The sequence below is a fragment of the Mycobacteriales bacterium genome (assembly GCA_035504215.1).
Taxonomy (GTDB): domain Bacteria; phylum Actinomycetota; class Actinomycetes; order JAFAQI01; family JAFAQI01; genus DATAUK01.
The window spans coordinates 1-11,438 of the sequence record DATJSI010000048.1; the positions used below are offsets into that span (position 1 = coordinate 1).

10 protein-coding genes are annotated in these 11,438 nt (G+C 70.4%); 2 read left to right on the plus strand and 8 right to left on the minus strand.

Going from position 1 to position 11,438, the window contains the following annotated elements:
- Positions 1–343 precede the first annotated feature (343 nt).
- From pgl to tkt, 6 genes are read right to left on the minus strand one after another with little or no spacing between them, the layout of a single operon-like run.
- Positions 344–1,123 carry a 6-phosphogluconolactonase gene (pgl, locus tag VME70_05685; GenBank protein ID HTW19690.1) on the minus strand — a complete coding sequence of 260 codons (780 nt, stop codon included), beginning with the start codon at positions 1,121–1,123 and terminating at the stop codon, positions 344–346.
- Positions 1,120–2,100 carry a glucose-6-phosphate dehydrogenase assembly protein OpcA gene (locus tag VME70_05690; protein ID HTW19691.1) on the minus strand — a complete coding sequence of 327 codons (981 nt, stop codon included), beginning with the start codon at positions 2,098–2,100 and terminating at the stop codon, positions 1,120–1,122. Before VME70_05690 ends, pgl begins: the two co-directional genes overlap by 4 nt.
- Complete coding sequence (gene zwf, locus VME70_05695; GenBank protein ID HTW19692.1) at positions 2,100–3,635, minus strand: glucose-6-phosphate dehydrogenase; 1,536 nt, start codon at positions 3,633–3,635, stop codon at positions 2,100–2,102. The genes VME70_05690 and zwf overlap by 1 nt, the downstream gene beginning before the upstream one ends.
- A complete protein-coding gene (locus VME70_05700) occupies positions 3,632–5,260 on the minus strand; it encodes a glucose-6-phosphate isomerase (GenBank protein ID HTW19693.1) in 1,629 nt (542 codons plus the stop codon). Before VME70_05700 ends, zwf begins: the two co-directional genes overlap by 4 nt.
- On the minus strand, positions 5,257–6,372 hold the full coding sequence (gene tal, locus VME70_05705) for a transaldolase (protein HTW19694.1): 1,116 nt from the start codon (positions 6,370–6,372) through the stop codon (positions 5,257–5,259). The genes VME70_05700 and tal overlap by 4 nt, the downstream gene beginning before the upstream one ends.
- A 25-nt stretch (positions 6,373–6,397) precedes the next feature.
- Positions 6,398–8,482 (minus strand): transketolase, encoded by a 2,085-nt coding sequence (tkt, locus tag VME70_05710; GenBank protein HTW19695.1) that lies wholly within the window; start codon positions 8,480–8,482, stop codon positions 6,398–6,400.
- A 182-nt stretch (positions 8,483–8,664) separates the two neighbouring features.
- On the opposite strand from tkt, the gene VME70_05715 reads away from it, so the two are divergent.
- Positions 8,665–9,573: a heme o synthase gene (locus tag VME70_05715; GenBank protein HTW19696.1), complete on the plus strand. Its 909-nt coding sequence runs from the start codon at positions 8,665–8,667 to the stop codon at positions 9,571–9,573.
- Here VME70_05715 and VME70_05720 read toward each other — a convergent pair.
- Together VME70_05720 and VME70_05725 are read right to left on the minus strand one after the other, a co-directional pair.
- Positions 9,521–10,474, minus strand: a complete 954-nt coding sequence (locus VME70_05720) for a COX15/CtaA family protein (protein HTW19697.1) — start codon at positions 10,472–10,474, stop codon at positions 9,521–9,523. The two genes, VME70_05715 and VME70_05720, sit on opposite strands and share 53 nt — an antisense overlap.
- A gap of 43 nt (positions 10,475–10,517) precedes the next feature.
- Positions 10,518–10,877, minus strand: coding sequence for a hypothetical protein (locus VME70_05725; protein ID HTW19698.1), 360 nt, complete (start codon positions 10,875–10,877; stop codon positions 10,518–10,520).
- A 165-nt stretch (positions 10,878–11,042) separates the two neighbouring features.
- On the opposite strand from VME70_05725, the gene VME70_05730 reads away from it, so the two are divergent.
- Positions 11,043–11,438, plus strand: a 396-nt coding sequence (locus VME70_05730) for a ferritin-like domain-containing protein (GenBank protein ID HTW19699.1), incomplete at its 3' end; no start/stop codon positions are given.

The window sequence follows — 11,438 nt, forward strand, 5'->3', positions numbered from 1 at the left end:
TGCGGCGCTCCCTGCGGCCTTGCCAGCCCGCACCTCACCAACGGCAGCTTCCCGCCGATCCGGTTGGGGTGCGTTCTCGGTCGTTGCGGTCACGGCGGCGGCGTTCTCGGTCGCTTACAGGCGGCCAGCCTGCGGCGCTCCCTGCGGCCTTGCCAGCCCGCACCTCACCAACGGCAGCTTCCCGCCGATCCGGTTGGGGTGCGTACCGGTCGTTGCGGTCACGGTGGCGGCGTTCTCGGTCGCTTGCAGGCGGCCAGCCTGCGGCGCTCCCTGCGGCCTTGCCAGCCCGCACCTCACCATCGGCCGCTTCCCGCCGATCCGGTCGGCGTGCATTCTCGGTCGCTTACGGGCTTGCGGGGCGGGCGAGATCGCTGGGTAGGCGGCTGGCGGCGGCTCGGTCCAGCAGCCAGCGGGTCGCGACCCTGCCCTTGACGCCGGCCGCGGGCACGGCGGTGGAGCCGGCGCCGGAGAGCGCGAGCCGCGCCGCGGCCGCCTTCTCCTCGCCGGCCGCGATCAGCCAGACCTCCCGAGCGGCATTGATGGTCTCGAACGAGAGGGACAGCCGAGTCGGCGGCGGCTTGGGTGCCCCTCTCACGGGGATCACCGAGCGAGCGTCGTACAACGCAGGGGACTCGGGGAACAGCGACGCGACGTGCCCGTCCGGCCCGACGCCGAGCAGCAGGATGTCGAACTGCGGTGCGGCGGCATGGTCCTCGGGCGTGGAGGCGGTGGCCAGCTCGTCGGCGTAGCGCTCGGCGGCCGCATCGAGGTCGTCGCCGCCGGGGTCGTCGCTCGCCGGCATGGCGTGCACGCGGGCCGCCGTGAGGTCGACCTGGTCGAGCAGCGCGTCACGGGCCTGAGTCTCGTTGCGGTCGGGATGCCCGCGTGGCAGGTAGCGTTCGTCGCCCCACCACACGTTCAACCGTGGCCAGTCGATCGCGAAGCGAGCCGGCGAGCCGGCGAGCTCGCGGAGCGTCGCGCCACCGATGCCGCCGCCGGTGAGGACGATGCTCGCCTCGCCACGCGCCGCTTGGGCGTCGACGACCGCGGTGATGATCCGCGCGGCAACGGCCTGTGCGAGCAGCGTCGCGTCCCGGTGGACGACGACGAGCGGCGGGCTCACGTGGCCGTGAGCGCGGGGTCGCGCCAGACCAGGGTCCGGGATCCGGGCGTCTGGTCGACCCGTACGCCGGTGGCGGTCGCGAGGGCCTCGGCGTAGACCGGGTCGGGATCCATGCGGCGCAGCTCTTCGGCCAGCAAGTCGCCGAGGCCGCGCCGGGGAAGCGGCAGCGTGCGGGGCGGTTCTTCGCCGCGGGTCAGGGTCGCGACCCGCCCGTCCGGCCGCTCGACGGCAACCCGGTAGTCGTTCCCGTCGGCGTCCTTGGTCTCGACGCTCGCGCAGGTGATGCCCGGACCGCCCGAGGAGTCGACCGCACTCTCGACTCCGAGCCGGCCGGACAGCCAGCCACTGAGCAGCACGGCACTGGGGTTGGCCTGCTCCGCGGTCACCTGGGCGGCCGCTGGTTCGCTCTCCACCCCGTCCAGGGCGGACGCGAGCAGGGATCGCCACGGCGTTGCGCGGGTCCAGGCCAGGTCGGTGTCGCCGGACAGGAAGTCCCGCGCACGGATCCGCAACGCCGCGACCGGGTCCTCGGCCTGCGCGGAGTCGGTGACTCGCCGGTTCGCGAGCACTCCGAGTGCATCGGTGGCGATCTCGTCCGGCGGCGGCCCGTGCCACCACGTGACCACCGGCGCGTCGGGCGCGAGCAAGGGCAGGACCACGGACTCGGCGTGCAGCCCGAGCCGGCCGTACATCCGCATCACGACCGCCTCGGTCGATCCGAGCCGACCGCCGACCTGGACCTCCGCATCGAGCCGGATCGCCGCGTCGATCGAGTGCCGGATGACGATCAGCACTCGGCAGGGATGCGCGGCGGCCGCGATCGTCGCGGCGTCCTCAGCCTCGCGGACACGTTTCTCGTCGACGACGACGACAAGGGTGAGTGCAAGGCCGGATGCCAGCGCGCCGGCCGCCCGGCGCTCGGCGAGCAGCGCGCGGACGACGTCGCCGCCCGTGGTGTCCCACAACGTGGTTGCCATCAGGGACGCCTCCAGCTCCGGCCGTCGTGTGCCAGCATCTCGACCGCGCCGCGAGGCCCCCACTCGCCGGCCCGGTACTTCTCGGGGGTCTGGCCGGACCAGAACGCCTCGAGCCGGTCGATCACCCGCCAGGACGCGTCGACTTCTTCGTTGCGGGGGAACAGCGTCGCGTCCCCGAGCAGGACGTCGAGAATGAGCCGTTCGTATGCCTCGGGGGAGGACTCGGTGAACGCCTCCCCATAGAGGAAGTCCATCGACACGTCGCGCACTTCCATCGCCGAGCCGGGCACCTTCGAGCCGAAGCGCAGAGTGACGCCTTCGTCGGGCTGCACGCGGACGACAAGCTGGTTGTGCCCGAGCTCGACGGTGTCGGTGGCGTCGAACGGCAGGTGTGGCGCGCGGTTGAACTCGACCGCGATCTCGGTGACCCGGCGCGGCAGGCGCTTGCCGGTGCGCAGGTAGAACGGCACGCCCCCCCAGCGCCGGGTCTCGACACCGAACCGGACGGCGGCGTAGGTCTCCGTGATCGAGTCCTTGGGGATGTCCTTCTCGTCGATGTAGGCCGGCACCCGCTCTCCGGCCAGCCAACCCTGGTCGTACTGCCCCCGGACCGCGTACCGGCCGAGCTCGTCGGGAAGGGAGATTGCGTTGAGAATCTTCAGCTTCTCGGTGCGGATCGACTCGGCATCGAAGGACACCGGCTCTTCCATCGCGGTGAGTGCGAGCAGCTGAAGCAGGTGGTTCTGAAGCACGTCACGTGCGGCGCCGGCCGCGTCGTAGAAGGCGGCGCGCCCGCCGATGCCGACATCTTCAGCCATCGTGATCTGCACCGAGTCGACGAAGTGTGCGTTCCAGATCGGCTCGAACAGGGTGTTGGCGAACCGAAGCGCCAACATGTTCTGCACGGTTTCCTTGCCGAGGTAGTGGTCGATGCGGAACACGTTGTGAGGGCCGAACACCTCGTCGACGAGCGAGTTGAGCTCGCGAGCCGACTCCTGGTCATGGCCGAACGGCTTCTCGACCACGACGCGACGCCAGCCGCCGGCCTTCGCGTCGTCCGCCATGCCCGTGCGCTGCATCTGCTTGAGCACGGTGGGGAAGGCCACCGGCGGGATCGACAGGTAGAAGGCCGCGTTGCCCTGGATGCCGTGGCTGGCCTCGAGCTCGACCAGCTTGTCGGCCAGTTGATCGAACGCATTGTCGTCGTCGAACGAACCGGGAAGGAACACCAGCGAGCCGGCCACTCGCTCCCACACGTCGTCGTGGAACTCGGTACGCGAGCCGGCCTGCGCCGCCTTGCGGGCGAGCGTCTCGAAGTCGCCGGTGTCCCAGTCGCGTCGCGCGAACCCGAGCAACACGAACCCGGGTGGTAGCAGGCCGCGGTTGGACAGGTCGTAGATCGCGGGGATGAGCTTCTTGCGGGACAGGTCACCGGTGACGCCGAAGACGACCATCGCGCACGGGCCGGGCACGCGCGGCAGCCGGCGGTCCCGCGGGTCGCGGAGCGGGTTGCCCGGTGCCCCCGAGATGATCATGGCCCGCTGCCGATGGCGGCGCGGAGCAACTGCTCGATGCCGGCCGCGCGATCGGTCAGGTGCAGCCGCACGAGCGGGCGGCCACGGCTTTCCAGCGCCTGGCTGTCGCCGAGCGCCTGGGCCATCTGCAGGCGGCCGAACGAGAACGGCCGGCCCGGCACCTCGATGTCGAACGCGTTGGCCCCCGTGATCTGCAGGAAGACCCCGACCTGGGGTCCGCCCTTGTGGTACTGGCCGGTCGAGTGCAGGAACCGTGGCCCCCAGCCGAACGTCACCTGATGGGCGGTGCGGCTCGCAAGTACGTCGCGTAGCTCGGATGCGGCAACGTCGTGGATCCGGTCGAGGTAGGCCATGACGGCCAGGTAGCCGCGCTCCTCGATGGCACCCATCACCGCATCGAGGACACCGGGGATGTCCCTTGCGTGACCGAGCAGGTGGGCGTCGGCGTGCACCTCGATCGCGCCGTCGACGAAGGCCGGCTCGCCCTCGGGGAGCGGCCCGTCTCCCGCCTTGTCCAGAACGGCGTTGGTGTTGTCCTTCGACTCCTGGACATTGGGCTGGTTGAACGGGTCGATGCCGAGCACCTTGCCGGCTACCGCGGTCGCGAACTCCCAGAGCAGGAACTGCGCGCCGATCGGGCCGCTCACGCTGGTGCCGGTCGGACCGGGGGACCCGCCGATCGTGACCAGGTGCGTGTCCTCGCGGTGGTCGAACCCGGGTGCGCCGGTGCCGGCGACCACGACCGGCAAGAGGCCGCGCCCGCTCTTGCCGGTCGACTCCGCGAGCAGCTGCTCAGCCCAGTCGCCGAAGCCGTTGATGCCAGAACCGTCGTTGGCGATCACGACCTTGTCGTGGCCGGCGTTGCCGAAGCCGCCGAGTGCGGCGCCGAGGACGAGCGCCGGATTCTCCTCGCCGTCGTGGGACAACGTGTCGAGCGTTGCGGCCTGGTCGAGCAGCTCGCCGACCGGTACGCCGGCCAAGCCGGTCGGAACCAGCCCGAACGCACTGAGGGCGCTGTAGCGGCCTCCGATGTTCGGGTCGGCTTCGAAGACGCGGTAGCCGGCCTCGTCGGCGATCTTCTGCAGTGGTGAGCCCGGGTCGGTCACGACGACGATGCGGTCGGCCGGGTCGATCCCGGCCGACCGGAAGGCCTCCTCGTACGCGCGCCGGTGGCTGTCGGTCTCGAGCGTTCCGCCACTCTTGCTCGAGACCACGAGCACGGTGCCGGCCAGCCGGTCACTGAGGGCCGCGGCGATCTGGCCGGGGTCGGTCGTGTCGAGCGTGGTCAGCTCGACGCCGTACGTGCCTGCGATGACCTCCGGCGCCAGCGACGATCCGCCCATCCCGGCGAGCACCACGTGGTCGACGCCGCCCGCGGTGAGCTCGGCACGTAGCGCCTCGATCCGAGCCACCAGCGGCCGCGAAACCGTGGCGCAGTCGAGCCAACCGAGCCGGATGGCCGCCTCGTCGGCGGCGTCCGGGCCCCACAGCGTCGCGTCCTTCGCGACGATCGCTGCGGGCACGCCCGCAAGCGACGCAATCGTCTCGTCGGTGATCTCATTGAGCTCGCTGCCACCGATATGTACCCGGACCGCGGTTCCATCGCCGTCAGGCGTGTTGGTCACTTCCCACCCGCCAGCTTCTCGAGCTCGCCCTGGACGGAGTCGGTGAGCTCGTTCCACGAGGTGTCGAACTTCTCAACCCCCTCGATCTCGAGTACATGCACGACATCGTCGTAGTCGATGCCGATCGCGGCGAGCCGATCGAGGACGCTTTGCGCGTCGCTGTAGTTCGAGCGGATCGTGTCGCCCGTGATCACGCCGTGGTCCGCGACCGCTCGCAGCGTGCTTTCCGGCATCGTGTTGACGGTTCCGGAAGCGACCAGCTCGACGACGTACATCGTGTCCTCGTACGCCGGGTCCTTCGTCGACGTCGACGCCCACAACGGTCGTTGCGGCTTCGCGCCGACCGCGGCCAGCGCTCGCCACCGATCGGAGTCGAACTTCTCCTCGAACAGCTGGTAGGCGAGCCGGGCGTTGGCAATGGCGGCCTTGCCGCGCAGCTGCTTCGCCTCGTCGGTGCCCAGCTTGTCCAGCCGGCTGTCGACCTCGGTGTCCACGCGCGACACGAAGAAGGACGCGACCGAGCCGAGCCTCGACAGGTCGTGTCCCGCCGACCGCGCGCGCTCGAGGCCGGAGAAGAACGCGTCGATGACGTCGCCGTAGCGCTGCAGGGAGAAGATCAAGGTGACGTTGACGCTGATGCCCTCTGACAGCGCCTGCTCGATCGCGGGCACGCCCTCGACGGTCGCCGGGATCTTGATGAACAGGTTGGGGCGGTCGACCAGCCACCACAGCTCGCGTGCCTCGGCGATCGTCTTCTCGGTGTCGTTGGCGAGTGCAGGGGACACCTCGATCGAGACCCGTCCGTCGACACCGTCGCTCGCTTCGTACGCGGGCCGGAACAGGTCGCACGCCGCGCGGACGTCGTGCGCCGTGACGGAACGCAACGCCTCGCCGATGCCGACCCCTCGGATCGCGAGGTCCTTGACCTGCTCGTCGTAGAGCGCGCTGCCGCTGATCGCGTGCTGGAAGATCGTCGGGTTGGTAGTGACGCCGACGACGTGCGAGTCGCGGATCATCGTCGCCAGGCTGCCGCTCACCAGCCGTTCGCGCGACAAGTCATCCAGCCAGATGGCGACGCCGGCTTCGGACAGTTCCTTCAGCGGGTCGGTCATGCTGCTCCTCAGTTCGCTTGTCGGTCTAGTTTCCGGTGGTCGACCCCTTGGTGGCGCCAACCTTGGACAGGCTGGCGTGGGCAGCCGCGACGATCCGATCCGGCGTGAACCCGAACTGCTCGAACAGAATCTGGTACGGCGCGCTCGCGCCGTAGTGCTCCAGGGAGACGCACTCGCCCGCGTCGCCGACGAAGTCGCGCCAGCCGAAGCTCACTGCCGCCTCGACCGACACCCGGGCGCGGACCGCCGGCGGCAGCACCTCCTGGCGATACGAGGCGTCCTGTGCCTCGAACCACTCCCGGCACGGCATCGAGACGACCCGGGTGGGTGTGCCGTCGGCCTCGAGCAGGTCGCGAGCCTGTAGCGCGAGGGTGGTCTCGCTGCCGGTCGCGATGAGGATCACCTCGGGCGTTCCGCTGCTCGCCTCGGCGAGCACGTACGCGCCGCGGGTGACGCCGTCCGCCGACGCATGCGTCGAGCGGTCGATCACCGGCAGGTTCTGGCGGGACAGGATCAGCCCGGCCGGCCGGTCGCCGTGCTCGATGATCGTGCGCCAGGCGATTGCCGTCTCGGTCGCATCCGCGGGGCGAACGACGTCGAGGCCCGGGATCGCGCGGAGCGCCGCCAAGTGCTCGACCGGCTGGTGAGTGGGGCCGTCCTCACCGAGCCCGATCGAGTCGTGGGTCCAGACATACGTCACCGGCGCCTTCATCAGCGCAGCCAGCCGCACCGCGCCCCGCATGTAGTCGGAGAAGGTCAGGAAGGTGCCGCCGAAGGCACGCGTGCCGCCGTGCAGGACGATCCCGTTGAGGATCGCGCCCATCGCGTGCTCGCGGATGCCGAAGTGCAGGATCCGGCCGTACGGCGAACCGCCATGTGCCTCGGGCAGGAAGTCCTCCGCGCCTTCGATGTCGGTGAGGTTGCTCTCGGCCAGGTCGGCCGACCCGCCCCAGAACTCCGGCATCGACGGGGCGATCGCGTTGATGACGGCTCCGCTCGCCTTGCGGGTGGACAGCGACTCCTCGCCGGCGAAGTCGGGCAGCTTCGCGTCCCACCCTTCGGGCAGCCGGCGGTTGGCGATTCGCTCGAACTCCGCTGCCCGCTCGGGGTTCCCCGCCGCCCAGGCGTCGAAGCGCTTTTGCCACTCCGCGTGCGCCTCGCGGCCACGGTCGACCACCTCGCGGGTGTGCGCCAGCACGTTGTCGGGGCAGTAGAAGCTGACCGCCGGGTCGAAGCCGAGGATCTCCTTGGTCCGGGCGACCTCGTCGGCGCCGAGCGCGGCGCCGTGCGCGCTTCCGGTGTTCTGCTTGGTCGGCGCCGGCCAGCCGATGATCGAGTGCACGATCACGATGCTCGGGCGCCCGGTCTCGGCCCTGGCCGCGACGAACGCGTCGTACACCGCCTGCACGTCGTTGACGTCCTCGACGTGCTGCACGTGCCAGCCGTACGCCGCGTAGCGGGCGCCGACGTCCTCGCTGAAGGCGACCCGGGTGTTGCCCTCGATCGAGATGTGGTTGTCGTCGTAGAGCATCACCAGGTTGCCGAGCTGCTGGTGGCCGGCGAGCGAGCTGGCCTCCGAGGAGATGCCCTCCTCCATGTCGCCGTCCGAGGCGAAGCACCAGATGGTGTGGTCGAACGGGCTCTCACCCGGTGCGGCGCCGGGGTCGTAGAGACCGCGCTCGTAGCGCGCGGCCATCGCCATGCCGACGGCATTGCCGACGCCCTGGCCCAACGGACCGGTGGTGGTCTCGACGCCGATCGTGTGGCCGTGCTCCGGGTGGCCGGGCGTGAGCGACTGCCATTGGCGGAGCAGCCGGAGATCCTCCATCGTCAGGCCGTACCCGGAGAGGAACAGCTGGATGTAGAGCGTGAGGCTGGAGTGCCCGCAGCTGAGCACGAACCGGTCCCGACCGGTCCAGGCGGCGTCGGTCGGGTCGTGGCGCATCAGCCGCTGGAAGAGCAGGTACGCCGCCGGGGCCAGGCTCATGGCGGTGCCCGGATGACCGTTGCCCGCGGCCTGCACCGCATCCATCGCGAGGCCCCGGATCACGTCGACCGCGAGCTTGTCCTCGTCGGTCCAGGTGAGTGCCGATTGCTTCGAAGTGCTCACAGTGCTCCTCGGACGTAGTGATCATTGTCGAGCGTAGTGACGGCGCGCGCCGGGGCAACGCCCCGGCGGTGATACCCATCGCGGCCCGGGCGCAATGCCGCGGTTAGGATTCCTCTTGGCCGCGTCCCGCGGCCGGCGGTAGCCGCGATCCGGGCACGGCCCGCCCGAACCAGAGGATCCACGTGACCCAGGTGGCCTCGCCCGCGGTTGCCCTCGGAGCCGGGCTCCGCGACACCGTCGGACGCTACGTCGCCCTCACCAAGCCGCGGATCATCGAGCTGCTGCTCGTGACCACGCTCCCGGTCATGGTGCTCGCCGCGCGCGGTCTGCCCGATCTCTGGACCGCTGCCGCGACCCTGGTCGGCGGCACCTTGGCGGCCGGAAGCGCCAACACCATCAACTGCTTCGTAGACCGGGACATCGACGCGGTGATGTCGCGGACCCGCCGCCGGCCGCTCGCCCGCCATCAGGTCCCGCCGGTCGCCGCTCTGCGGTTCGGGATCGTCCTGGGCGCGGTCGCCACGCTGGTGCTCGGCCTCGGCGTCAACTGGTTGTCCGCCGGACTGGCCGACGCAGCGATCGCCTTCTACGTCTTCGTCTACACCCTGGGTCTGAAGCGGCGTACGCCGTCGAACATCGTCATCGGCGGAGCGGCCGGATGCTTCCCCGTGCTGATCGGCTGGTCCGCCATTCGCGGTGATGTCGGCTGGCCCGCGGTGGTGCTCTTCGCGGTGGTGTTCCTCTGGACGCCACCGCACTTCTGGGCGCTGGCGCTGCGGTTCAAGGACGACTACGCCGCCGCAGGCGTCCCGATGCTGCCCGTGGTAGCGACCGAGCGGTCGGTGACCCGGCGGATCGTCGTCTACTCCTGGGCGATGGTGGCGGCCTCGCTGTTGCTGATCCCGTTCGGAGCCGGGCCGCTCTACGCGGCGGTTTCCGTCGTGCTCGGCGCCTGGTTCCTCGTCGAGGCCCATCGGTTGGACCGCAGGGTCCGTCGCGGCGAGCAGCCCAAGCCGCTCGCGCTGTTCCATCGCTCGATCAGCTACCTGACGCTGTTGTTTGTCGCAGTGGCGCTGAGCCAGTTCGTCTGAGTGCCGGCTCGGCCCCCGGTGTGGGCACCGGCGCGGTGAAGCCGAGCTGCAGCCAGATCGTCGCACTCCACAGCACGGTCGCTCCTGCGACATGCAGCTCCACCACGCTCGGCGGCAGGTTGAGGAAGTACTGCGTGTAGCCGATCGCGACCTGGAGCAGGACCATGCCGGCGAGGAAGTTGGAGCGACGACGCACCAAGTCGGGTGTCGGCGTCAGCCGCACCGCGAACAGCGTCGCGATGACCAGGCCGGTCAGGAGCAGCGCGGAGTCCGCGTGCAACTGGGTGATCCGCTCGAGGGGAAGCAGGTGCAGTCGCTTGACGTGCGCTCCGGACCCGGCGTGTGGCCCGGTGCCGGTCGTGACCGTGCCGAGGAACAGCACAGCGGCGGCGACGCAGACCAGGAGCCGCCCGAGCAGCACCAGCGGGCGGGCGACATCGGGCGCACGTGGGTACCACTCGGGGTCCGCGCGGTGCACCAGGACCAGAGCGGCCCAGAGCAAGACCATCGAGAGCAGGAAGTGGGCCATCACCCACGGTGGCGCCAGGTGGTAGAGCACCGAGAGGCCGCCGATCACGGCCTGGCCGAGGAAGCCGGCGACCAGGCTCCAGGACAGCCACGCGAGGTCGCGGCGCCGGGGGTTGCGCAGCAGCGAGGCGACCGCCACCAGGCCGACGAACACGCCGACGAGCGAGGTGATCACGCGGTTCACGAACTCGACGAGGGCGTGGTAGGACGCGGGTGCGACAAGAGATGTCGCCGTGCAGCGCGGCCAGTCCGGACAGCCGAGGCCGGAGGACGTAAGCCGCACCGCCGCGCCGGTGACCACGATCGCACCGAGCGAGACCGCTACGGCGACGGAGAGCCGGCGGAAGGTCGTGGGGGAGACCGACACGGACATTCTGGGAGAAGTCTAGGGGAGCCCTTTCGCCGCCCCCGCGGGGTCAGCCGCGCCGGTCGTGGTGGCGGTGGCCCAGCACGCGAATGAAGCCGGCCGCTACCGCCGAGCGCTCGGCCTCGCGCCAGGACCGGCGATCCTCGAACACCGCCTGGCTGTGCCGGCTCGAGCGCCGTGAGACCAGCCAGGCACGGGTCGTGAACGCCGCAGGTACGACGAAGGGCAGCAGCGCCCAGCCGCCGACGCCGGAGACGGCGAGCGCGGCGCACACACCGGCTGCCGCCACCAAGGTGAGCAGGGCGTCCGCGCTCGCGGCGAGGCTGGTCCAGAACTCGCCGTCGCTCCGGAACGGCTCCTGGACCTTCGCCGCGACGGCGTCGTCCGCCCACCACGGGTGCGTGCTCATGGTGCTGAATCGTCATTCGACCGGGTCTGGTTGAGCGCCCGGGACCGTGATCATCCAGACGCCGGGCTTCGGCCGCCGGTTAGGCCGTTGTTGTGCCGATTCGGGGTGCGGAGATACTAGGGCCAACCGTGGCGAGCGCGGGTCACCACCAGCGTGGAGGGTTCGATGGCTGACTTCCTGACCGATGTGAAGACGCTGCGGGAGCAGGCGAGGATCGAGATGGAGAAGGGTCCGGTCACGTCGGCGTACGGCGCCGACCTCGACCGGGTGATCGAGGTGCTCAACGCCTCGCTCGCGACCGAGATCGTGTGCACGTTGCGCTACCGCCAGCACCACTTCGCGGCCAAGGGCCTGGACGCCGAGCCGGTCGCCGCGGAGTTCCTGGTCCACTCCAACGAGGAGCAGGGTCACGCCGACAAGCTCGCCGAGCGGATCAACCAGCTCGGCGGCACACCGGACCTCAACCCGGACTCGTTGACGTCTCGAGCGCACTCCGAATACACGACGGCAACCAGCCTGGACGGGATGATTCGCGAGAACCTGGTCGCCGAGCGGATCGCG